Origin of the sequence: Microbacterium sp. (assembly GCF_035556355.1) — a bacterium.
Classification (GTDB): Bacteria; Actinomycetota; Actinomycetes; order Actinomycetales; family Microbacteriaceae; genus Microbacterium.
The window spans coordinates 55,558-77,151 of record NZ_DATMFG010000013.1 but is presented as its reverse complement, the minus strand read 5'-3'; the positions used below and the strand labels follow the sequence as shown (position 1 = coordinate 77,151).

The 21,594-nt window shown below is 70.7% G+C and carries 22 protein-coding genes; 3 read left to right on the top strand and 19 right to left on the bottom strand.

Annotated features, from left to right (window positions below):
• Positions 1–21: 21 nt before the first annotated feature.
• From VNR19_RS02620 to infC, 11 genes are all read right to left on the bottom strand, one after another.
• Positions 22–759: a dienelactone hydrolase family protein gene (locus tag VNR19_RS02620; RefSeq protein WP_325723600.1), complete on the bottom strand. Its 738-nt coding sequence runs from the start codon at positions 757–759 to the stop codon at positions 22–24.
• 154 nt (positions 760–913) lie between these two features.
• The gene (pheT, locus tag VNR19_RS02615; protein ID WP_325723598.1) at positions 914–3,445 is read right to left on the bottom strand and encodes a phenylalanine--tRNA ligase subunit beta; all 2,532 of its coding nucleotides are present in this window, start codon (positions 3,443–3,445) and stop codon (positions 914–916) included.
• Entirely contained in the window at positions 3,445–4,509 is a 1,065-nt protein-coding gene (pheS, locus tag VNR19_RS02610) for a phenylalanine--tRNA ligase subunit alpha (RefSeq protein ID WP_325723596.1), read from the bottom strand. The genes pheT and pheS overlap by 1 nt, the downstream gene beginning before the upstream one ends.
• Before the next feature lie 52 nt (positions 4,510–4,561).
• Positions 4,562–5,476: an amino acid ABC transporter permease gene (locus VNR19_RS02605; RefSeq protein ID WP_325723594.1), complete on the bottom strand. Its 915-nt coding sequence runs from the start codon at positions 5,474–5,476 to the stop codon at positions 4,562–4,564.
• Positions 5,473–6,129 carry an amino acid ABC transporter permease gene (locus VNR19_RS02600; RefSeq protein ID WP_325723592.1) on the bottom strand — a complete coding sequence of 219 codons (657 nt, stop codon included), beginning with the start codon at positions 6,127–6,129 and terminating at the stop codon, positions 5,473–5,475. The genes VNR19_RS02605 and VNR19_RS02600 overlap by 4 nt, the downstream gene beginning before the upstream one ends.
• 82 nt (positions 6,130–6,211) lie before the next feature.
• Positions 6,212–7,114 (bottom strand): glutamate ABC transporter substrate-binding protein, encoded by a 903-nt coding sequence (locus tag VNR19_RS02595; protein ID WP_325723590.1) that lies wholly within the window; start codon positions 7,112–7,114, stop codon positions 6,212–6,214.
• A 124-nt stretch (positions 7,115–7,238) separates the two neighbouring features.
• Positions 7,239–7,958 (bottom strand): amino acid ABC transporter ATP-binding protein, encoded by a 720-nt coding sequence (locus tag VNR19_RS02590; protein ID WP_325723638.1) that lies wholly within the window; start codon positions 7,956–7,958, stop codon positions 7,239–7,241.
• 186 nt (positions 7,959–8,144) lie between these two features.
• Positions 8,145–8,945: a TrmH family RNA methyltransferase gene (locus tag VNR19_RS02585; protein ID WP_325723588.1), complete on the bottom strand. Its 801-nt coding sequence runs from the start codon at positions 8,943–8,945 to the stop codon at positions 8,145–8,147.
• Positions 8,946–9,069: 124 nt separating this feature from the next.
• Positions 9,070–9,453 carry a 50S ribosomal protein L20 gene (rplT, locus tag VNR19_RS02580; RefSeq protein WP_325033079.1) on the bottom strand — a complete coding sequence of 128 codons (384 nt, stop codon included), beginning with the start codon at positions 9,451–9,453 and terminating at the stop codon, positions 9,070–9,072.
• Between the two features lie 32 nt (positions 9,454–9,485).
• Positions 9,486–9,680: a 50S ribosomal protein L35 gene (rpmI, locus tag VNR19_RS02575; RefSeq protein ID WP_179490915.1), complete on the bottom strand. Its 195-nt coding sequence runs from the start codon at positions 9,678–9,680 to the stop codon at positions 9,486–9,488.
• Between the two features lie 98 nt (positions 9,681–9,778).
• Positions 9,779–10,366 (bottom strand): translation initiation factor IF-3, encoded by a 588-nt coding sequence (gene infC / locus VNR19_RS02570; protein ID WP_414684113.1) that lies wholly within the window; start codon positions 10,364–10,366, stop codon positions 9,779–9,781.
• A 293-nt stretch (positions 10,367–10,659) separates the two neighbouring features.
• Between infC and VNR19_RS02565 the strand changes: the two genes are divergently transcribed.
• On the top strand, positions 10,660–11,082 hold the full coding sequence (locus VNR19_RS02565; RefSeq protein WP_325723585.1) for a DUF1844 domain-containing protein: 423 nt from the start codon (positions 10,660–10,662) through the stop codon (positions 11,080–11,082).
• Positions 11,083–11,334: 252 nt separating this feature from the next.
• On the opposite strand, the gene VNR19_RS02560 is transcribed toward VNR19_RS02565, so the two are convergent.
• From VNR19_RS02560 to VNR19_RS02535, 6 genes are all read right to left on the bottom strand, one after another.
• On the bottom strand, positions 11,335–12,165 hold the full coding sequence (locus tag VNR19_RS02560) for an SseB family protein (RefSeq protein ID WP_325723583.1): 831 nt from the start codon (positions 12,163–12,165) through the stop codon (positions 11,335–11,337).
• Positions 12,149–12,895 (bottom strand): bifunctional 1-(5-phosphoribosyl)-5-((5-phosphoribosylamino)methylideneamino)imidazole-4-carboxamide isomerase/phosphoribosylanthranilate isomerase PriA, encoded by a 747-nt coding sequence (priA, locus tag VNR19_RS02555; RefSeq protein ID WP_325723581.1) that lies wholly within the window; start codon positions 12,893–12,895, stop codon positions 12,149–12,151. The genes VNR19_RS02560 and priA overlap by 17 nt, the downstream gene beginning before the upstream one ends.
• Before the next feature lie 64 nt (positions 12,896–12,959).
• Entirely contained in the window at positions 12,960–13,613 is a 654-nt protein-coding gene (hisH, locus tag VNR19_RS02550) for an imidazole glycerol phosphate synthase subunit HisH (protein ID WP_325723579.1), read from the bottom strand.
• Positions 13,610–14,221: an imidazoleglycerol-phosphate dehydratase HisB gene (hisB, locus tag VNR19_RS02545; RefSeq protein ID WP_325723577.1), complete on the bottom strand. Its 612-nt coding sequence runs from the start codon at positions 14,219–14,221 to the stop codon at positions 13,610–13,612. Before hisB ends, hisH begins: the two co-directional genes overlap by 4 nt.
• Positions 14,218–15,312, bottom strand: a complete 1,095-nt coding sequence (locus VNR19_RS02540) for a histidinol-phosphate transaminase (RefSeq protein ID WP_325723575.1) — start codon at positions 15,310–15,312, stop codon at positions 14,218–14,220. The genes hisB and VNR19_RS02540 overlap by 4 nt, the downstream gene beginning before the upstream one ends.
• Positions 15,313–15,327: 15 nt before the next feature.
• Positions 15,328–15,690: a LysM peptidoglycan-binding domain-containing protein gene (locus VNR19_RS02535; protein WP_325723573.1), complete on the bottom strand. Its 363-nt coding sequence runs from the start codon at positions 15,688–15,690 to the stop codon at positions 15,328–15,330.
• Positions 15,691–15,965: 275 nt separating this feature from the next.
• On the opposite strand from VNR19_RS02535, the gene lexA reads away from it, so the two are divergent.
• Positions 15,966–16,649, top strand: coding sequence for a transcriptional repressor LexA (lexA, locus tag VNR19_RS02530; RefSeq protein WP_325723571.1), 684 nt, complete (start codon positions 15,966–15,968; stop codon positions 16,647–16,649).
• 161 nt (positions 16,650–16,810) lie between these two features.
• A complete protein-coding gene (locus VNR19_RS02525; RefSeq protein WP_325723569.1) occupies positions 16,811–18,247 on the top strand; it encodes a hypothetical protein in 1,437 nt (478 codons plus the stop codon).
• On the opposite strand, the gene metE is transcribed toward VNR19_RS02525, so the two are convergent.
• Together metE and VNR19_RS02515 are read right to left on the bottom strand one after the other, a co-directional pair.
• A complete protein-coding gene (gene metE, locus VNR19_RS02520) occupies positions 18,237–20,600 on the bottom strand; it encodes a 5-methyltetrahydropteroyltriglutamate--homocysteine S-methyltransferase (protein WP_325723567.1) in 2,364 nt (787 codons plus the stop codon). The two genes, VNR19_RS02525 and metE, sit on opposite strands and share 11 nt — an antisense overlap.
• Entirely contained in the window at positions 20,597–21,523 is a 927-nt protein-coding gene (locus tag VNR19_RS02515) for a methylenetetrahydrofolate reductase (RefSeq protein ID WP_325723565.1), read from the bottom strand. Before VNR19_RS02515 ends, metE begins: the two co-directional genes overlap by 4 nt.
• Positions 21,524–21,594: the final 71 nt, after the last annotated feature.

Genomic DNA, 21,594 nt, shown 5'->3' with positions numbered 1-21,594 from the left:
GTGGAGGGTGCGGATGACGCGTCAGACGTGCTCGCGCAGGAACGCGAGGGCCCGGCGCCAGGCGTCGGCGGCGGCATCCGCGTCGTATCGCAGTCCGGTGTCGTTGAAGAACGCGTGGCCGGCGTCGGGGTAGACGACGGTCTCGAAGTCGACGCCCGCATCCGCCATCGCCTTCGTCACGTCGGGGAGTGCATCGATGAGCGCGGGATCGTGCTGCCCGTAGAGGGCGAGGACGGGCGCCTTGATCTCGGCGATCTGATCGGGCGTGGGCGCGGTGCCGTAGAACGGGACGGCGGCGCGGATGCGGTCGTCGGCGGCCGCGAGGGCGAACGCGTACGTCCCGCCGAAGCAGAATCCGGTCACGGCGAGACGGTCGCCGACGCCCGGCTCCTCGGCGAGCCGGTCGACGGTCGCGCGCAGCGCCGCGACGGCCCACCGTGCGTACTCCGGCGCGTACGCCGTCGACAGCATCTCGCGCATGCGCGGCTGCGTCGCGGCCTTCGCCTCCTCGTCGCTGCTGTTGCGGAGGGCGAAGAGCTCCGCCCCGAGCGCCGGCTCGACGCCCGCATGGCTCAGGATGTCGGGCGCCGCGACCACCCACCCCTCGGCGGCAAAGCGGTCGGCGACGTCTTTGATGTGGTCGACGAGGCCCCAGATCTCGTGGATGAGCACGAGACCGCCCACCGGCTCCCCCGCGGGGCGCGCGAGATACACGTCGAACGGGTGGCCTTCGGCTTCGAGCGTGATCGTCTCAGACATGACGCCACGCTACCGCCGTCCCCGGTCGCTGAGCCCGCCGAAGCGTCGCCCCGCCGGCCCTGAACATGCTTCTCACGACGAACCGCGTCATCGATCCGATCGAACGTCTCTCAGGGAGCGGACCATCGACACGCTCAGGGATCCGGGGGAAGACTTACTCGCGGAGGGACGCGCCGAACCGCTCGGCGGCCACGGCGACCCCCGCGAGCTTCGCCTCGCTCGCCTCGGAGGCCGTGAGCGTGCGGTCCGGCGCGCGGAAGCGCAGCGCGAACGTGAGGCTCTTCTTGCCGTCGGGAAGCCCCTGGCCGCGGTAGTCGTCGACGAGTCGCAGCGACTCGAGCAGCTCCCCCGAACCCTCGACGAGGGCGTCGCGCACCTCGGCTGCCGGCACGTCCGCGCCGACGACGAGCGACACGTCCTGCGTGGCGGCAGGGAAGCCCGACAGCGACGCGGCGACGACGCGCCGCCCCGAGAGCGAGAGCACGAGGTCGAGGTTCAGCTCCGCGACGATGACGCGGCCCGGGAGGTCGGATGCCTCGGCGACCGCCGGCAGCAGCTCGCCGACATAGCCCACCTCGGTGCCGTCGACCGACACGACGCCGGTACGACCGGGGTGCAGCGCCGCGCGCTCGCCCTGCTCCACGACGACCGAGACCCCGGCCGCCGCCGCGATCGTCCGGACGGCGTCGAGCGCGTCGGCGAGTTCGGCCGGCACGGCGGGCTGACCCGGCTGCTTCGCGACGAGGTTGCCCGTGAGGAGCACCGCGACGTGACGGGGCTGCGGCGGGATCGACGCGTCGAGCTCGGCGAGGGTCGCGGCATCCGGACGCACCGCCAGCGGCGGAATGAACGACGTGCCGTATTCGACACCCGGCTCGGGCAGGAAGACGGTCCCGGTCTCGAAGAGCGCGAGGTCGGTGAAGCCGCGCGACACGTTGCGGTGCGCGACCTGCAGCAGACCCGGCACGAGCGAGCGGCGCAGGAACGCCGCCTGCCCGTCGAGCGGATTGGCGAGACGGATGCTCGGCACATGCTCGCCCGACGCGGAGCCGTGCAGGTCGTTCTGCTCCTCCGTCGTGAACGGGAACGACGGCGTCTCGACGAAGCCCGCCGCGGCGAGCGCGTTCGCGACGCGACGGCGGCCCTGCTGCGCCGGGGTCAGGCCGCGGCCCGACGGCGGCAGCGGCAGCACGGACGGGATCTGGTCGTACCCCTCGATGCGGGCGACCTCCTCCGCGAGCGTCCACTTGTCGGTGAGGTCGGGACGCCACGTCGGCGGCACGACCGTCCAGCCGTCCGAGGTGGTGGTCACGTCGCATCCGATGAGGCGCAGTGCGTGCGCGATCTGCTCCGCCGTGTAGTCGACGCCGATGAGACCCGACACGAACCCGGCGGGAAGGTCGATCGTCGTGCGCTCGATCTCGGCGAAAAGCGCTCCCCCGTACTCGGTGTCGAGGGTTCCGCCCGCGTACTCGACCATGAGGTCGGCGACGCGGCGGGCGGCGACGAACGGGATCGCCGGGTCGACGCCGCGCTCGAAGCGTCGCGACGCCTCGCTCGGCAGCTTGTGGCGACGCGCGGTGCGCGCGATCGACACCGTGTCGAAGATCGCCGCCTCGATGAGGACGTTGCGCGTGGCATCCGACATCTCGGTCGTGCCTCCGCCCATGACCCCTGCGAGACCGATCGGGCCCGAATCGTCGGTGATGAGCAGATCCTCGGGGTTCAGGGTGCGCAGCTGACCGTCGAGCGTCTCGAGCTTCTCGCCCTCGCGCGCACGACGCACGGTGATGCCGCCCTGCAGCTTGTCGAGGTCGTAGCCGTGGATCGGGTTGCCGAGCTCGAGCATCACGTAGTTGGTGATGTCGATGAGGATCCCGAGCGAGCGGATGCCGGCGAGCCCCAGCCGCGCGATCATCCACGGCGGCGTCGGCTTGGTGGGGTCCACGTCGCGCACGACGCGGACGACGAACTCGGATGCGCCGACCCGCCCGCGGATCGGGTGCTCGTCGTCCACGGTGATCGGGAAGCCCGAACCCGGCGCCAGCTCGTCGGACGCGTAGCGCGCGGCCGGGTCGCGGAACTCCGCCCCGGTCGCGTGCGAGTACTCGCGCGCGACGCCGCGCACCGACAGCGCGTAGCCGCGGTCAGGCGTGACGTTGATGTCGATCGCGACGTCGTCGAGGCCGAGCAGCGAGATCGCGTCGGTGCCGACGGGCGCGTCGATGCCGAGCTCCACAAGGCGCAGGATGCCGGAGTGCTCGTTGCCGAGACCGAGCTCCTTCGCCGACGCGATCATGCCGTCGGAGATGTGGCCGTAGGTCTTGCGCGCCGCGATCGGGAACGGGCCGGGAAGCACCGAGCCGGGCAGCGTCACGACGACCTTGTCGCCCACGAAGAAGTTTCGCGCGCCGCACACGATCCCGTGCACGGCGGGGCCGCCGTCGGCCGCGGTCTCACCCTCGGGCGCCACCTGCACCTGGCACCAGCGGATCGTCTTGCCGTTGGACTGCGGCTCCTCGACGAACTCGAGCACCTCGCCGACGACGATCGGACCCTGAAGCTCGAAGCGGTGGACGTCCTCCTCCTCGAACCCGACCGACACGAGTGCCGCCAGGACGTCCTCGGCCGTGGCATCCGCCGGAACGTCCACATACTCACGCAGCCACGAAAGCGGGACGCGCATCACACCACCATCCCGAACTGCTCGCTGAAACGGACGTCGCCCTCGGCCATGTCGCGCATGTCCTGCACGTCGCTGCGGAACATGAGCGTGCGCTCGATGCCCATGCCGAACGCGAAGCCGGAGTACTCCTCGGGGTCGATGCCCGCCGCGCGCAGCACGTTCGGGTTGACCATGCCGCATCCGCCCCACTCGATCCAGCGGGCGCCGCCCTTGAAGGTGGGGTGCCACAGGTCCAGCTCGGCCGACGGCTCGGTGAAGGGGAAGAAGTTCGCGCGGAACCGGGTCTTCGCCTCGGGTCCGAACAGCACGCGCGCCGCGTGGTCGAGCGTGCCCTTGAGGTGCGCCATCGTGATGCCCTTGTCGACGACGAGGCCCTCGAACTGCGTGAACACGGGCAGGTGCGTCGCGTCGAATTCGTCGGTGCGGTATACGCGTCCCGGACACAGCACGTAGATCGGGAGGTCGCGCTCGAGCATCGAACGGACCTGCACGGGGCTCGTGTGCGTGCGCATCACGAGGTGGCGCGCGACCGGGTCGACGTAGAACGTGTCCTGCTCCTGGCGTGCCGGGTGGTCCTCGTCGAAGTTGAGCGCGTCGAAGTTGAACCACTCATGCTCGAGCTCGGGGCCCTCGGCGATCTCCCACCCCATGCCGACGAAGATGTCGGCGATCTCCTCCTGCAGGAGCGAGATCGGATGCCGCGCCCCCACACGCGCGCGGCTCGGAAGCGCCGTGATGTCGACGCGCTCCGCCTCGAGGCGAGCGGCCGTCTCGGCCGCGATGACCTCCTGCTCGCGCGTCGCGAACGCCTGGTTGACGCGCCCGCGCGCCTGCCCGACGAGCTTGCCGAACTCGGCCTTCTTCTCGGGTGGCACGTCGCGCAGCCGCGCGTTGAGCTTCGCGAGCGGCGATCCTTCGCCGGCGTGCGCGGAGCGCGCGGCCTTGAGGGAGGCGGAGTCGGATGCCGCGGCGATCGCTTCGAGCGCGGCCTGGACCGCACTCTCGACCGCCTCAGGGGTGATCTGCGCCGGAGCGGCGACGGAGTTCTCGGGTGCGTGGGACACGAGTACCGAGTCTACCGACGGCGCCGAGGGGCCCTTGCGCGGCCTCTCCCGTTCAGAGGCCTTGGGCGTCGTACTTGCCGGCGCCCTTCTGCATCGCGATGAGCTCGGTGTCGGTGACCTCCTGCGTCGGCTGGTTCGCACCCGCGACGCGAGTCGTGCGGGCCGAGCGACGCAGGCGCCGCTCGACGAGCGTCGCGATCGCCGACAGGATCAGACACAGGCCGATGTAGATCGCGCCGACGATGATCGTGGCGGGCACGATCGGCGACCCGAGAGTGGACTGCGACCCGATGAAGCGCGCGTAGAACAGCAGCTCCGGGTAGGTGATGATGAAGCCGAGCGCCGTGTCCTTGAGCGTCACGACGAGTTGGGCGATGATCACCGGGAGCATCGCGCGGATCGCCTGCGGAAGCAGGATCAGGCGCATGACGCCCGACTTGCGCAGACCGATCGCGTACCCCGCTTCGCTCTGGCCGCGCGGGAGCGACTCGACGCCGGCGCGGATGACCTCGGCGAGCACCGAGCCGTTGTACGCGATGAGCGCGATCACGACCGCCCAGTACGGCTCCATGCGGATGCCGAGCACGGGCAGGCCGTAGTACAGCAGGAACATGAAGATCAGGACCGGGATCGCGCGGAGCACCTCGACGAGAGCGCCGGCCGGCCAACGAACCCAGCGGTGCAGCGAGAGTCGGCCGAGCGCGAGGATGAACCCGAGCGCGAGCGCGCCGACCGCGGCGACGGCGAACGCGCCGAGCGTGCGCAGCGTCGCGAGCCCGATCTGGATCCACACGTTCGTGTATGTGAACGCGGCCCACTTCTCGGCGGTGAACTGCCCCGTGGCGGCGAGCCGCCACACGAAGAATCCGATGACCGCCGCGACGACGAGGATCGTGATGACGCCGAGGATGCGGTTGCGGACGATCGCCCGGGGACCGGGGACGTCGTAGAGGACGGACGAGCTCATCGCGTCACCTTCCACCGGTTCTCGAGAGCTCGCTGAGCCCACGACAGCAGGAGCACGAGCGCGACGAAGATCGCCATGACCCAGAGGATCACGAGGAACTGGTTCTCGCCGCGCTCGCTCATGTAGCTGCGGATCGAGCCGAGGTTCACGACCGAGAAGCCCGCCGCGACGGTCGTGTTCTTCAGGAGCGCGATGAACACGCTCATCATGGGCGGGATGACCGAGCGGAACGCCTGCGGCATCACGACCTGGCTCATGACCTGACCGAAGGTCAGGCCGAGCGCGCGGGCGGCTTCTGCTTGGCCGACCGGCACCGTGTTGATGCCGGAGCGGATCGTCTCGGCCACGTAGGTCGCCGTGTAGATGCCGAGCGCGAGGATCGCGAGGGTGAGCGACACCGGCGCGGTGAGGCGGAGGCCGAGCAACGGCGGCAGCGCGAAGGCGAACGCGAAGAAGACGAGCGTGAGCGGTGTGTTGCGGATCGTGTTCACGTACACGGTGCCGACCGCTCGCGCGATCGGGATCGGCGACACGCGCATCGCCCCGACGATGGTGCCGAGGATGAGTGCGACGAGCCCGCCCGCGACGAACAGGATGAGCGTGCCGATCAGGGTCTCCTGCCAGAGATCCAGATTGTCGGTGATGACGCCCACTCGCGCTCCTCTCCTTGTCGGTCAGCCGCCGGTGCGACGGCTGAGGGGCGGGGCGGCCTCACGGCCGCCCCGCCCGCGTGGATCAGTCGTCGACCTGCGGCTGGTCGCCCGCGATGCCCGCCGGCGCGAGGTGCTGGTCGAACAGCGCCTGCCACACGTCACCGCCGTCGGTGAACAGCTGGTTGATGTGGTCCTGCAGGACGGTGTCGCCCTTCGGGATGCCGACGCCGTAGCGCTCCTCGCTGAAGGGCTCACCGGCGATCTTGAGCTCGTCGGGGCGCTGCGCGACGTAGCCGGCGAGGATCGCCTCGTCGGTCGTGATCGCGTCCACCGAGCCGGCGAGCAGCTGCTCGACGCACTGCGAGTACGTGTCGTACTCGACGGTGTCACCGGGGTTGAACTCGTCGCGGATGCGCTGCAGCGGCGTCGAACCGGTCACCGAGCAGACGATCTTGCCCGCGAGGTCTTCGGGGCCGTTGATGTCCTCGTTGTCGGCCGCGACGAGCAGACCCTGACCCGTGATGAAGTACGGGCCGGCGAAGTCGATCTGCTCCTTGCGCTTGTCGGTGATCGAGTAGGTGCCGACGTAGTAGTCGATGTCGCCGTTCACGAGCGCCTGTTCGCGGTTGGCCGACGGGATCGTGACGTACTCGATCTGGTCCTCCGAGAAGCCGAGCGACGCGGCGATCCAACGCGCGATGTCGACGTCGAAGCCGGTGCGCTCACCCGTCGTGGCGTCTTCGTAGCCGAGACCGGGCTGGTCGTTCTTGACGCCGACCACGACACCGCCGCGCTCGGTCATGGCCTCGAACGTCGGGCTGCCTTCGAGCGAGACATCCGTGGCGACCTCCCAGAGTGCCTCGTCTCCGCCGGTGTCACCGCCCGCGTCGGTCGATGTGCCTCCGGGCGTGCCGGTGTTGCAGGCGGTCAGCGTGAGTGCCGCGATCGCGAGCGCGGCGCCGACGAAAATTCGTGACTTTCGCATGTGAGTTCTCCTGGGGTTGTTCCTTGTGGGGTGCGTTGGTTTCCGACGTTCGGGTCGTGCGGACTCCGCCCATCGGGGCGGGGTGGTGCTGCTGTGGCGTGATCCTTTCGTCGATGGGTTCGCGTCAGTGCGTGATGAGCTTCGAGAGGAAGTCCTTCGCACGCGCGCTCTGGGGGTTCGTGAAGAACTCGTCGGGGGTCGCCTCTTCCACGATCTGCCCGTCGGCCATGAACACGACTCGGTCGGCGGCCTTGCGGGCGAAGCCCATCTCGTGGGTGACCACGATCATCGTCATGCCCTCCTGCGCGAGGTTCACCATGACGTCGAGCACCTCGTTGATCATCTCGGGGTCCAGGGCGCTCGTGGGCTCGTCGAACAGCATGACCTTGGGGTTCATCGCGAGCGCGCGTGCGATCGCGACGCGCTGCTGCTGACCGCCGGAGAGCTGCGCCGGGAGCTTCGACGCCTGCTGCGCGACTCCGACGCGCTCGAGCAGCGTCTGCGCGGCACGCTCGGCATCCGCCTTCTTCATGCCCTTCACCTTGATCGGCCCGAGCGTGACGTTGTCGAGGATCGTGAGGTGCGAGAAGAGGTTGAACGACTGGAACACCATGCCGACGTCGGCGCGCAGCGCCGCGAGCGCCTTGCCCTCCTTCGGCAGTTCCTTCCCGTCGATCGTGATGGTGCCGCTCGTGATGGTCTCGAGTCGGTTGATCGTGCGGCACAGCGTCGACTTGCCGGAGCCCGACGGGCCGATCACGACCACCACCTCGCCGCGGTTGACCGTGAGGTTGATGTCTCGAAGCGCCTGGAAGTCGCCGTAGTGCTTCTGCACGTCGGTCATGACGACGAGGGGCTCACCCCTGCGGACGTTGATGTTCGAGGTCTGCGGCGCCGCTGCCGGCACGTCAGGTGTCGCCATGACGATCACCCTATGGCGGTGGTCCGACGGTGTTCCAGTCGCGACGCGACCCTTTACCGATCTGTAACAGGTGCGGATGCCGCGCGGCGGCGGACGCGCGGCGGACGGTCACTCCCCCGCGCGCTGTGCGAAAGCTGTCTCGTAGAGGCACACGCTGGCGGCGGTGGCGAGGTTGAGCGACTCCGCCTTGCCGTAGATCGGCAGCCGCAGCGCGAGGTCCGCGAGCGCGAGGGCCTCCTCGCCGAGGCCGCGTGCCTCGTTGCCGAACAGCCACGCCGTGGGTTCGGACAGCAGACCCCGCGACTCCAGGAAGTCCTCTCCCCCGACATCCGCCGCGATCACGCGCACGCCCACCGCGTGAGCGCGCTCGACCGCGGTCGCGAGGTCGACGCCGAGCGCGACCGGCAGGTGGAAGAGCGATCCGGTCGTCGCGCGCACGACCTTGGGGTTGTACGGATCGACGGTGCGCCCCGTCAGCACGACGGCGTCTGCTCCGGCCGCGTCGGCGGCCCGGATGATCGTGCCGAGATTGCCCGGATCGCGCACCTCCTCGCAGATCGCGACGAGACGTGGGTTCGCCGCGAACACGTCGCGCACGGAGGTCGGCGACTGGCGCGCGACGGCGACGATGCCCTGCGGAGTGACGGTGTCGGCCATCGCGTCGAGCACGGCCTCGGCCGTGAAGACGACGTCGACGCCGGCGTCGCGCGCCGTGTCGCGCAGATCCGGGTGGCGCTCCAGCGCCGTGGGGGTCGCGAAGATCTCGACGAGCGTGTCGGGACGGTACGCGAGCGCCTCCCGCGCGGCCTGCGGTCCCTCCAGCAGGAACAGCCCGGTCTCCTGCCGGGCGCTGCGCTTGGTCAGCTTCGCGACCGCGCGCACGCGCGGCGAACGCGGGTTCTCGAGCACAGCATCAGTGTATGGCCCGCTCCGGCGGGACCCGCGCGCCGCGGCATCCGTCACCTCGTTTGCGGGAACGCGAAGAGGGCGCCTTCCGCGGGGAGGGCGCCCTCTTCGACAACCGGATGCGGCGTCAGGCGCTCTTCGGAGCGTTGACGTCCGACGGCAGCGCCTTCTTCGCGGTCTCGACGAGCGACGCGAACGTCTTGGGCTCGTTCACCGCGAGCTCGGCGAGCATGCGACGGTCGACCTGCACACCTGCGAGGCCGAGGCCCTGGATGAAGCGGTTGTACGTGATGCCGTTCTGGCGCGCGGCGGCGTTGATGCGCTGGATCCACAGACGACGGAAGTCGCCCTTGCGCTTGCGGCGGTCGCGGTACGCGTAGACGAGCGAGTGGGTGACCTGCTCCTTCGCCTTGCGGTACAGGCGCGAACGCTGACCCCGGTAGCCCGAGGCGCGCTCGAGGATGACGCGACGCTTCTTGTGGGCGTTGACGGCCCGCTTGACTCTAGCCATTTCGTTTCGTTCCTATTCGTGCGCAGGCCGCGTCAGCGGCCGAGAAGCTTCTTCGCGACCTTCGCGTCGCCCTTGGCGAGCACCTGGTCCTGCGAGAGGCGGCGGGTGCGGCGCGTGGGCTTGCCCTCGAAGTTGTGGCGAAGGTTCGCCTGCTGCTTCATGAGCTTTCCGCTGCCGGTGACCTTGAAGCGCTTCTTGGCGCCCGAGTGGGTCTTCTGCTTCGGCATCTTCGTTCCTTATCGATTTCGCCCGTACGGGCTTCGTGTGGCATCCCGCAGCGGCGGGAGTCGGATCCCGCGTCGTGCGGGAGATCGTGGGGAGGGTGCTAGCTCTCGCTCTCACCCTCGGCGGGCGCGTCGCCGGCGCCGGTGCGGGCCGAACGGGCCGCCTCGCGGTTCGCCGCGCGCTGCGCGTTCTGCTCCGCCTTCGCCTCGGACTTGTTCTTGTGCGGGGCGATCACCATCACCATGTTGCGGCCGTCGATGGTCGGGTTGGACTCGACCGTGCCGAACTCGGCCACGTCTTCGGCGAACTTGCGCAGCAGGCGCACACCCTGCTCGGGACGCGACTGCTCGCGACCGCGGAACAGGATCATCGCCTTGACCTTGTCGCCCGCCTTGAGGAACCCTTCGGCGCGCTTGCGCTTGGTCTCATAGTCGTGCGGCTCGATCTTCAGGCGGAACCGGACCTCCTTGAGGACGGTGTTGGCCTGGTTGCGGCGTGCTTCCTTCGCCTTCTGCGCGGCCTCGTACTTGTACTTGCCATAGTCCATGATCTTGACCACGGGAGGCCTCGAGTTCGGGGCGACCTCGACCAGGTCGAGATCCGCCTCCTGAGCCAGACGCTGCGCAACCTCGATGCGGACGATGCCGACCTGCTCGCCGTTCGGACCGACGAGTCGGACCTCGGGCACACGGATGCGCTCGTTGGTGCGGGGATCGCTGATGCGGAACTCCTCTTCGTGCGGATGGATGGCACCGCGACACGGGTGTGTCGCGGGCGAAGAGTCTCACTCCACCCGGCGAGGCGCCGAAGCACCTGCTTGCTGCACCCTGATCCCAGATCGGGACTACCCCGTACGCCGTGCGGACGGGGCGGAGCGCGTGACCCGGTAGCCTGGAGCGGCAAGCGCGGGTGGGATGTGATCCTCTTTCGTTCCGGAGCAGATCACTCCGGAGCCCGGCAAAGTCTATCAGAGAGTGGCACGTGAGCACGATTCCGGATGCCGGCGACAATGCCCGGCCGACCGACCAGACCACCGACGCCGAGCGCCTCGCACGCTGGGAGGAGCAGGAGCGGGCCGCCGCGGCATCCGCCACACGCGACATCGCCGACGTACCGGCCGTCGAGGTCATCACGACGACCGCCGTGCACCTCATGAGCGCCGCAGCGGTCAAGGTCGGCCTCGCCGACGACCCGGCGTCGCAGCTCGACCTCGACGAGGCCCGCAAGCTCATCAACGCGCTCGCCGGTCTCATCACCGCGGGCGCCCCCGAGATCAGCGACATGCACGCGCGCTCGCTGCGCGACGGGCTTCGGTCTCTCCAGCTCGCGTTCCGCGAGGCATCCGTCATCCCCGACCCGATCGGCAAGGGCCCCGGCGAGAAGTGGACGGGCCCCGTCACCTAGCCGCGACGGCCGCGAGGCCCCGCTCGACCGCGTCGACCGTGCGCCGCACCGCTTCGGCGTGGTCCTTCGTCGGGGAGGTCGGACCCGAGCCGATCCCGCACGCCGTCGAGCGCATGACGGTGTGCCGCCTCGAGCGCGGCGCGGCGCTCGTCGTCGATCCGCCCCATGGGTGCCGATCCTTCGCCCCCGCCGACCTGTGCGCAAGGGGCCGCTTCGCAGCGGGTGGACGGGAGTGCGTTCGCGCGCCGCGGGTCAGGCGCGGACGAGTTTGACCGTGAGCGAGTCGACGAGCACGGCGATGCGATCGTCGGCCGCCCAGCGCTTCGCGAGGCGCTGCAGCACGGCGTCGAGCTCCTCCTGCGTGAGTCCCGCCATGAGGTGAAGGCGCACGATGAGCTCCTGCCCCCGCAGGCGACCGGTCGGGTCGCCGGGCTGCACCGAGAGGTCGATCACCGCGAGTTCTCCGGCGATGCTCGCCTGCAGTGCCGTGTAGACCTCGGGCGACGTGAACGCCGGCTCCCACCTCTCCCCCTGCGCGATCGCCCACACGGCCGGGCGTCGGATGACGAACTCGGTCTCGGATCCGGGGTCGATCACGACGAGGTCGGTGTCATCGGCGGATGCCGCGAGTGCCACGCGCACGCCGTCGGCGGGCACCGGGCGCGCCGTCGCGTCCCACCGCATCATCGTCTCGACCGACGTGAACACGGGGAGCACGCGACGGCCGTCGGGAGCCGCGACCGTCACGATCGACAGCTCCTGCGTCTTGTCGACGGCGAGCCCGGTGGGCCCGATCCCCTCGTCGCCCTTCTGGGCGATCAGCGGGATCAGCAGTCGCGCCGAGCGGAACGCGTCGATGATCGCGACCTGGTCGCCCGTCCCCTCGCGGAACGCCGTGAGAGCGGCGAGCAGCGCCGGATCGGCGGAGCCGTCGTCGCCCGCGTGCGGATTGGGCTGGAAGCTGCGGCCCTCCCACGGAACGCCGGCGGAATCGGCGCTGTTGCCGTGCGCGTGCCCGCCCCCGTGGGCGTGGCCGTCGTGGGAATGGTCGCCCTCGTGCGGGTGATCAACCGCCGGCGACATCCAGCGCCTCGGTGAGGGTGAAGGCGCCGGTGTAGAGCGCCTTCCCGATGATGGCCCCCTCGACGCCGAGCGGCACGAGGTCGCGCAGCGCGGCGATGTCGTCGAGGCTGGCGACGCCGCCCGACGCGACGATGGGCTTGGGGGTGCGCGACGTGATCTCGCGCAGGAGGTCGAGGTTCGGTCCGCGCAGAGTGCCGTCCTTCGTGACATCCGTCACGACGTAGCGGCTGCAGCCGGCCTCCTCGAGTCGCTTGAGGACCGTCCACAGGTCGCCGCCCTCGCGCGTCCAACCGCGGGCCGCGAGCGTCGTGCCGCGCACGTCGAGACCGACCGCGACCACCTCGCCGTAGCGGCTGATGACGTCGGCCGCCCACTCCGGATTCTCGAGAGCCGCGGTGCCGAGGTTGATGCGCGCGGCGCCGATCTCGAGCGCGGTCTCGAGCGAGCGGTCGTCGCGGATGCCGCCCGAGAGCTCGACCTGCACGCCCTTGACCTGACGGATGACCTTGCGCAGCACGTTCGCGTTGCTGCCGCGGCCGAACGCCGCGTCGAGGTCGACGAGGTGGATCCACTTCGCGCCCTGGCGCGCCCACTCCTCGGCGGCCTCGACGGGGTCGCCGAAGCTCGACTCGGTGCCGGCCTCTCCCTGCGTCAGTCGCACCGCCTTGCCGTCGGCGACGTCGACGGCGGGAAGCAGGATCAGTTCGGGCGTGGACGCGAAATCGTTCATGGCTCCTCGTGCGGCGGAAGGGTGCGGGGCGAGCGAGAACCGGCCGCCCCCGGTGGGCACGAGGTCAAAGGCTACGCCCGCCGAGCCCGCCGATCCAATTGGAGAGGAGACGGATGCCGGCCGCCCCCGACTTCTCGGGATGGAACTGCGTCGCCGACAGCGGTCCGTTCTCGACCGCAGCGAGGAACGGCTGTCGTCCGTACGAGCACCACGTGAGGATGGGCTGCGGGAACGGCGTCTGCGGCTCCATCGGCCAGTGCTGCGCGCCGAAGGAGTGGACGAAGTAGAACCGCTCGTTCTCGATGCCGTCGAACAGGCGCGAGCCCGCGCCCGCGTCGACCGTGTCCCACCCCATGTGCGGCAGCACGGGGGCGTCGAGCTCGGTCACGGCACCGGGCCACTCGCCCATTCCCTCCGTGTCCGCGCCCCGCTCGACGCCGTGCTCGAACAGCACCTGCATGCCGACGCAGATGCCGAGCACGGGCCGTCCGCCCGCCAGTCGGCGGCCGATGAGCTCATCGCCGCGCTGCGCGCGGAGCGCCTCCATGACCGCCTGGAACGCGCCGACGCCGGGGACGACGAGGCCGTCGGCGTCGAGGATGAGTCCGCGGTCGGACGTCAGCCGGGCATCCGCCCCCGCCGCCTGCAGAGCCTTGACGGCGGAGTGGACGTTGCCCGAGCCGTAATCGAGGACCGCGACCAGGGGCCGATCGGTCACAGCGCGCCCTTCGTGCTCGGGATGCCCTCCACGTGCGGGTCGAGCGCCTTCGCCTGGCGGAATGCGCGCGCGAACGCCTTGAACTCGGCCTCGGCGATGTGGTGCGGGTCGCGCCCGCCGAGCACCGTCACGTGCACGGTGAGCGCGGCGTTGAACGCGATCGCCTCGAACGCGTGGCGCACGAGCGAGCCCGTGAAGTGCCCGCCGATGAGGTGGAACTCGAAGCCCGCCGGCTCGCCGCTGTGCACGAGATACGGCCGACCGCTGATGTCGACCACGGCCTGCGCGAGTGCCTCGTCGAGCGGCACGAGCGCGTCGCCGTACCGCGTGATGCCGGACTTGTCGCCGAGCGCCTGCCGGATCGCCTGGCCCAGCACGATCGAGACGTCCTCGACGGTGTGGTGCGCGTCGATCTCGGTGTCGCCCGACGCGCGCACCGTGAGGTCGGTGAGCGAGTGCTTGGCGAACGCCGTCAGCATGTGGTCGAAGAACGGGACGGTCGTGTCGATGCGGCTGCGCCCGGTGCCGTCGAGGTCGAGCTCGAGCTCGACGGTCGACTCGCTCGTCGCGCGACGCAGCGAGGCGGTGCGGTGTGCTGCGTCGGTCATGACGCCGATCCTACCGAGGCCAGGGCATCGAGGAACGCGGTCGTCTCCTCCTCGGTTCCGGCCGTCACGCGCAGGTGATGCGGGATTCCGACGTCGCGCACGAGGATGCCGCGCTCGTACAGCGCGTGCCACGTCGCGGCGCTGTCTTCGACGCCGTCGAAGAGCACGAAGTTCGTCCACGACTCGTACGGACGATAGCCGAGCGCCTCCACGGTGGCTGAGATGCGGTCGCGCTGCGCGACGATCTCGTCGACCATGCGGAGCATCGTCGGAGCGTGGTGGAGGGCGGCGGTCGCGGCCGCCTGCGTGAGGGCGCTGAGGTGATATGGGAGGCGCACGAGGCGCAGCGCGTCGATGAACGCGGGATCGGCGGCGAGGTAGCCCACGCGGGCGCCCGCGAAGGCGAAAGCCTTGCTCATCGTGCGGGAGACGACGAGCCGCTCGCGCCCGGGCAGGAGTGTCAGGGCGGACCGCTCCTCTCGCGGCGCGAACTCCTGGTACGCCTCGTCGACGATGACGATGCCGTCGGTGGCGTCGTACACCGCCTCGACGACGTCGAGCGGGAGTGGCGTGCCCGTGGGGTTGTTGGGTGCGCACAGGAAGACGACGTCGGGCGCGGCCGCCTCGACCTGGGATGCCGCGTCGGCGGGGTCGAGGGTGAAGTCGTGGCCGCGCGTGCCGGCCGTCCACGTGGCGCCCGTGCCGCGCGTGATGATCGGATACATCGAGTACGTCGGGGCGAAGCTGAACGCCGTGCGCCCGGGACCGCCGAACGCCTGCAGGATGTGCTGCAGCACCTCGTTCGAGCCGTTCGCGGCCCAGATCTGGTCGCGCGTGAGCCCGTGCCCGAGGTAGTCGGCGAACGCCTCGCGCAGCGCGGTGAACTCGCGATCGGGGTACCGGTTGACGTCGCGCAGAGCACGGGCGACAGAGTCGAGGATGTCGTCTGCGACCTCTTGCGGGACGGGATGCGTGTTCTCGTTGACGTTCAACGCGACAGGAAGCGGCGCCTGCGGCGCGCCGTACGGCTTCTGGCCACGGAGGTCGTCACGTAGCGGGAGGTCATCGAGGGTGGCGGTCACCCGTCCCATCGTAGAGCGCGCGCGTCAGGGAGAAGTCGGCGCGTACTGCGCCGGGATCGCGATCTCCTGCCCGGCTGCGATGGTCACGCCCTCGAGCGCGTTGAGCCGGACGATCGCGTCGACCACGTCGCGCGGGTCGGCCGCCGGCGCGACCTCTTCGGCGATCGCCCACAGCGTGTCGCCGGGCTCGACCGTCACCGTCACGAAACCGCCGGCGGGAACCCCGTCTTCGCGCGACGCGAGCGCGGAGCCGCCGCCGATGATCGCGACCGAGAGGGCGATGACCGCCGGGAGCGCTGCGAGAGCGGCGAGGACCCGGCGACCGCGGACCGTCAGGCGCAGGCGCGTGACGGGAGCTGCGGGTGCGGGAACGGTGATCGCGCTCATGGGGGCCTCCTGTGCGGTGGGGGGGAGATTCGCATCCGGCACTCGGCCGGGAGAGCCGGATACGAATCTCTGTACCGAACGTATCTTCGATGCTGTAGTGTGTCAAGTGCGGCGTCGAAGCCGGATCGTTCGAAAGACGACACGCCCGCCGGGTGTCCGACGAACCCGTCGCAACCGGATACGGTTTCGACAAGAGCACCCCACCACAGGGCTCCGACATTCGAATACCGCTACACCCGCCATGCAGGCCGAGCGCGTGAGACAGGAGCACGAAGATGACCGACGCGAGCATCGGGCGAGACAAGCCCCAGACGCGCCGCCGCAAGAGCCTGAGCGAAAAGCAGCTCGCGATCCTCGAGGTGATCCAGCGCTCGATCGCCCGCCACGGCTACCCGCCGAGCATGCGCGAGATCGGCGACGCGGTGGGCTTGAAGTCGCTGTCGAGCGTGACGCACCAGCTCAATCAGCTCGAGCTGAGCGGCTACCTGCGTCGCGACGCCGGCAAGACCCGCGCACTCGAAGTCCTCATCGACCTGCCCGGCACCGCCGCCGAGAACCCGGCCGACGTCGCACCCCCGGTGGGTGATGCCGCGCTCGTGCCACTCGTCGGCCGCATCGCGGCGGGTGTGCCCATCACGGCCGATCAGCAGATCGAAGAGATCTTCCCGCTCCCCCGCCAGCTGGTCGGCAAGGGCGACCTGTTCATGCTCAAGGTCAGCGGCGACTCGATGATCGACGCGGCGATCTGCGACGGCGACTGGGTCGTCGTCCGCTCGCAGAACACCGCCGAGAACGGCGACATCGTGGCCGCGATGCTCGACGGCGAGGCCACCGTCAAGACGTTCCGCCGCCGCGACGGCCACACGTGGCTGCTCCCCCGCAACTCGGCGTTCGAGCCCATCCTCGGCGACGAAGCCGTCGTGCTCGGCAAGGTCGTCGCGGTGCTGCGGGCGATCTGACACCCACCGCCGAGGTCTCACCCGCCCCGGGCGATGCCCCTGCGCGCCCGTGCCGCCACCGCTAGTGTGAGCCTCGTCGGCCGCGCCCACGCTCCGGACGCGGTCCGCCGAGCGAGGTGGCCGAGCGACACGGCGCGGCAGGCCGAGAGGTGGGTAGGACGATGGCATCCGACGTCGACGACCTGCGCGCGCAAATCGAAGAGCTCCGCCGCGAGAACGAGCGGCTTCTCGCCATGCACACCGCGTCCGTCGAACCGGCATCCGACACCGCCCCACCCCGCCGCCGCAACGGATGGCGCGCGATCGTCTCGGCCCTGTGCATCGTGATCGCCGGCATCCTTGTACCGGTCACGATCGTGTCGACGTGGACTCGCGCACAGCTCGTCGACGAGGCGGCCTTCGTGCAGACGTTCGCGCCGCTCGCCGATGATCCCGGCGTGCAGGAACTCGTCATCCAGCAGTCGACCGCGGCGATCAACGAGTCGCTCGACGTCGAGTCGTTCACCGACGACCTGTTCGACGGCCTCGCGCGGCTCGACCTTCCGCCCGCGGCGCTGCGCGCCCTCGAGCTGCTGCGCAGGCCGGCTGCCTCGGGGCTGCAGAACCTCATCGAGAACACGGTCACGCGGGTCGTCGAGTCGGACGTTTTCGCCGAGGTGTGGCAGCGCGCGCTCATCGCAAGCCACCGCTCGCTCGTCGCGGCGGCGACCGGCGACGGCTCGGGCGTGGTGACGATCGACCGGGCGGGCGTTCTCGGGATCCAGCTCGGCCCGATCGTCGATGAGCTCAGGCAACGGCTCGTCGACCGCGGGATCGGCCTCGCCGAGGCGATTCCTCCCGTCGACCGCACGATCGTGATCGCGCAGTCCGACGCGCTTCCGCTCGTCATCGCGATCTACAACATCGCCGTCACGGTCGGCTGGTGGCTCCCACTCATCGCGGTCGCGCTGTTCGTGGCCGGCATCCTCGTCGCGCGCCGGCGTTCGACGGCGCTCCTCGGCACGGGGGTCGCCCTCGCCGCCGGAGGAGTCGTCCTCGTTATCGTGCTCGGCACCGCCCGCGCGATCCTCTCGCTGAACGCGTCGACTCTCGGCGTCGCACCCACGACGACCGACTCGATCTTCTTCGCCGTGACGGGCGCCATGCGCGACACCGCGATCGTCGCGACCGTCCTCGGCATCGTCATCGCGATCGCGGCCTGGCTCGGAGGCCGGTGGGAGCCGGCTGAGCGGGTCCGCGCCCTCGCGGCCTCGCTCACGGGCCGTGCGCGCACTGGATTGCGCCGCTGGGGCTTCGACACCGGCGCCTTCGGGGATTGGATGCACCGGCAGCGCCTGCTGGTGCGCATCGTGATCCTCGTGCTTGCGATCGTGCTCCTCTTCGCGCTCAGGCCGCTGTCGGTCGGCGACATCGTCCTCACGGTCGTGCTCGCACTCGTCGTGTGGCTCATCGCCGAGCTCGTGCAGCGCGATTCCGACGCAACGGGGACGATCGCCGACGAAGTCCGATCAGCGGATGCCACGGCCGCAGCCGCGGCATCCGCCGTCGACGACTTCACCGACGCCTCCGAACGGGTCGAGTCGCCCGCTACCCGCTGACCCTCACGGGGCCGGCGATCCCCGCGCGCTCGCGCACGAGCCGTGTCGCCTCGACGAGGTTCTGCAGCGAGAGCACGGTCTCGCGATAGGCGCGCGTCTTGAGGCCGCAGTCGGGGTTGACCCACACCTGCGACAGCGGCATGTGCGCGAGGATGCGCTCGATGAGCCCCACGAGCTCGGCAACGGAGGGCACGCGCGGCGAGTGGATATCGTACACGCCCGGCCCGATTCCGCGCTCGAACCCGGATTCGCCGAGATCGACGAGCAGCTCGCCGCGGCTGCGTGCCGCCTCGATCGACGTGACGTCGGCGTCGAGCGCCGCGATCGCGTCGATGACGTCGGCGAACTCCGAGTAGCAGAGATGGGTGTGCACCTGGGTCGCGTCGGCCGCTCCCCCGGTCGCGAGCCGGAACGCGCGCACCGACCAGTCGAGGTAGGCGGGCTGGGCCGCGCGCGTCAGCGGCAGCAGCTCTCGCAGCGCCGGCTCGTCGACCTGGACGATCCGGATGCCGGCCGCCTCGAGGTCCCGGATCTCGTCCCGCAGCGCGAGCGCGACCTGGTTCGCGGTGTCGCGCAGCGGCTGGTCGTCACGCACGAACGACCACGCGAGGATCGTCACCGGGCCCGTCAGCATGCCCTTCACAGGCTTGTCGGTGAGCGCCTGCGCGAAGCGCGACCATTCGACCGTGATGGGCGCGGGTCGCGTCACGTCGCCCCACAGGATGGACGGACGGGTCACGCGCGAGCCGTACGACTGCACCCAGCCGTGCCGCGTCACCGCGAAGCCCTCGAGGTGCTCGGCGAAGTACTGCACCATGTCGTTGCGCTCGGGCTCGCCGTGCACGAGCACATCGAGACCGAGCTCCTCCTGCAGTCCCACGATCGTCGTGATCTCGAGCCGCAGCAGCTCCTCGTACTCCGCCTGGCTCAACTCGCCGCGGTCGCGGCGTCCGCGCAGGCGGCGGATCTCGGCCGTCTGCGGAAACGACCCGATCGTGGTGGTCGGCAGCAACGGCAGGTGGAGCTCGCCCTCCTGCAGGGCACGGCGCCGCGCGGCATCGGTGCGTCGGAACGCGTCCTCTGAGAGTCCGGCGACGCGCGTACGCACCGCCTCGACGCGCACGCCGCGCGCATCGCGGCGGTCGGCGAGGGCGGCGGATGCCTCGGCGAGCGCCGACTCGATCGCGGAGCGACCTTCGGCGAGGCCGCGCGCGAGCGTCGTCACCTCGCCGACCTTCTGATCGGCGAACGCGAGCCACGACACAAGCCGCGGATCGAGCTCCGTCTCTTCGGCGACGTCGTGGGGCACGTGCTGCAACGACGTCGAGGTGCCCACGGCCACCGGTGCACCCAGTCCGCGCAGCGCCTCGAGCGACGACCACGCGGCCGCCAGGTCGCCGCGCCACACGTTGCGGCCGTCGACGACGCCGCCCACGAGGGTCTTGCCCTCGAGCCCCGACGTCGGCAGCGGCACGACGCCGCGCACGAGGTCGAGCGCGAGCGCCTCGATCGGAGCGGCGGCGAGCGCGCGCCACGCGTCGTCGCCGAGCTGCCCGTACGGCGCGGCGACGAGGATCGACGGGCGGCGCCTGACGCTCCCGAGCGCGCGATAGGCGGCGGATGCCGCGGCCGCGAGCTCGGCGGCGGACACGGGCAGGGTCTCGCTCACGAGCGCCGGCTCGTCGAGCTGCACCCACTCCACTCCCGCCTCACGGAGGTCGGCGAGCAGGCTGATGTACGCACCGACCACGGACTCGAGTCGGTCGAGCGGTCGGAAGGCGGGGGCGTGCGCGCCCCCGGGGCGTAGGGCCGCGGCATCCGTCGCCTTCGACAGCGCGAGGAGCGTCACCGGACCCATGAGCACGGGCCGCGTCACGAACCCGTCTTCCCGGGCCTCGGCGAACTGCCGCACGAGGCGCTCGGACGACGGCGCGAACACCGTCTCGGGACCGATCTCGGGCACGAGGTAGTGGTAGTTCGTGTCGAACCACTTCGTCAGCTCGAGCGGCGGCTGGTCGCCCGAACCGCGCGCGGCGGCGAAGGTGGCGGCGAGTCCGATCGAGCCGTCGGGCTCGCGCAGCGCGTCGAAGCGTGCGGGCAGCGCGCCGATCGCGAGCGCCGCGTCGAGCACGGGGTCGTAGAGGGAGAACGACTCGGGGATCGACGAGTCGTCGCGGCCGAGGCCGAGCTGGGCGAGCCGCCCGCGTGTCGCGCGGCGAAGCTCGGCGGTGCGGACCTCGAGCTCCGCGTCGTCGAGATCTCCGGCCCAGTGCGCCTCGAGCGCGCGCTTGAGCTCGCGACGGCGTCCGATGCGGGGATAGCCGAGGATCGTCCCGGAGGGGAATGCGGTCATCGTGCGGTCTCCTTCTCGTGGGTGGGGATGCCGGCCTCGCGGAGCACCGCGAGCACCGTGTCGTGGACGTTGAAGGCGTAGAGGTGGATGCCGGATGCGCCGCCCGCGAGCAGCGCGCGCGCCAGCCGTGCCGCGTGGGCGACGCCGACCTCGCGGCGGGCGTCCGCGTCGGGAGCGAGCTCGAGGTCGAGCGCGAGGTCGGTCGGCTCCCGCTCGCCCGTGAGCTCGAGCACGCGGCGCAGGCGCGCGGGGGACGTGACGGGCATGATGCCGGGCACGATCGGGATGTGGACGCCCGCGCGCCGCGCCCGCTCCGCGAACGCGAGGTGGTCGTCGGCGCGGAACACGACCTGCGTGATCGCGAACGTCGCGCCCGCGGCCTGCTTCTCAAGGAGGACGTCGACGTCGTGATGCGCATGACGCGCCCGCGGGTGCCCATTGGGGAACGCCGCGACCGCGATGTCGGGTGCGCCGGGTCCGTCGTGGATGCCGCGCTCCGCGCGCACACGGCGGATGAGCCGCACGAGGTCGGCCGCGCGCGTGAGCTCACCGCGGAACACGTCGTCCTCGCCGAGGCCGGCGGGAGGGTCGCCCCGCAGGGCGAGGAAGCGGTCGATGCCGGCGTCGAGGAACTCGCGCACGAGCGCCTCCGCGCGTGCAGTCGTGTGGCCGACGCACGTGAGGTGCGCGAGCGGCTCGACGTCCGTCGACTCGCGGATGTGCCGCAGCAGCTCGAGCGAGCGGCCGCCCGTCGAGCCGCCTGCCCCGAACGTCACCGAGATGAAGCGGGGCCCCGCGTCGGCGAGGCGCTCGACCGACTCGTGCAGGGCGGCCGTGGCATCCGGTGTTCGCGGCGGATAGACCTCGAAGGAGAACGGCACAGCGCCGGGGCGTTCGGCGAAGCGACGCGAGCTGACGGTCATGGCGGTCTCTCGGACAGGGACGGTTTCAGTGGCCTGGTGGCCGCGGGTCTCGCACATGCCGTCTCGGGCAT

Coding starts and splice junctions, on each gene's coding strand:
- VNR19_RS02525 (WP_325723569.1), top strand. CDS start 16,811: ATGGCATCCGACGTCGACGACCTGCGCGCGCAAATCGAAGAGCTCCGC.
- VNR19_RS02535 (WP_325723573.1), bottom strand. CDS start 15,690: ATGAGCGCGATCACCGTTCCCGCACCCGCAGCTCCCGTCACGCGCCTG.
- VNR19_RS02620 (WP_325723600.1), bottom strand. CDS start 759: ATGTCTGAGACGATCACGCTCGAAGCCGAAGGCCACCCGTTCGACGTG.
- hisB (WP_325723577.1), bottom strand. CDS start 14,221: ATGACCGACGCAGCACACCGCACCGCCTCGCTGCGTCGCGCGACGAGC.
- VNR19_RS02595 (WP_325723590.1), bottom strand. CDS start 7,114: ATGCGAAAGTCACGAATTTTCGTCGGCGCCGCGCTCGCGATCGCGGCA.
- VNR19_RS02540 (WP_325723575.1), bottom strand. CDS start 15,312: ATGGGACGGGTGACCGCCACCCTCGATGACCTCCCGCTACGTGACGAC.
- VNR19_RS02590 (WP_325723638.1), bottom strand. CDS start 7,958: ATGACCGACGTGCAGAAGCACTACGGCGACTTCCAGGCGCTTCGAGAC.
- lexA (WP_325723571.1), top strand. CDS start 15,966: ATGACCGACGCGAGCATCGGGCGAGACAAGCCCCAGACGCGCCGCCGC.
- VNR19_RS02605 (WP_325723594.1), bottom strand. CDS start 5,476: ATGAGCTCGTCCGTCCTCTACGACGTCCCCGGTCCCCGGGCGATCGTC.
- rplT (WP_325033079.1), bottom strand. CDS start 9,453: ATGGCTAGAGTCAAGCGGGCCGTCAACGCCCACAAGAAGCGTCGCGTC.
- VNR19_RS02560 (WP_325723583.1), bottom strand. CDS start 12,165: ATGTCGCCGGCGGTTGATCACCCGCACGAGGGCGACCATTCCCACGAC.
- metE (WP_325723567.1), bottom strand. CDS start 20,600: ATGACCGCATTCCCCTCCGGGACGATCCTCGGCTATCCCCGCATCGGA.
- pheT (WP_325723598.1), bottom strand. CDS start 3,445: ATGCGCGTCCCGCTTTCGTGGCTGCGTGAGTATGTGGACGTTCCGGCG.
- rpmI (WP_179490915.1), bottom strand. CDS start 9,680: ATGCCGAAGCAGAAGACCCACTCGGGCGCCAAGAAGCGCTTCAAGGTC.
- VNR19_RS02515 (WP_325723565.1), bottom strand. CDS start 21,523: ATGACCGTCAGCTCGCGTCGCTTCGCCGAACGCCCCGGCGCTGTGCCG.
- priA (WP_325723581.1), bottom strand. CDS start 12,895: ATGAACGATTTCGCGTCCACGCCCGAACTGATCCTGCTTCCCGCCGTC.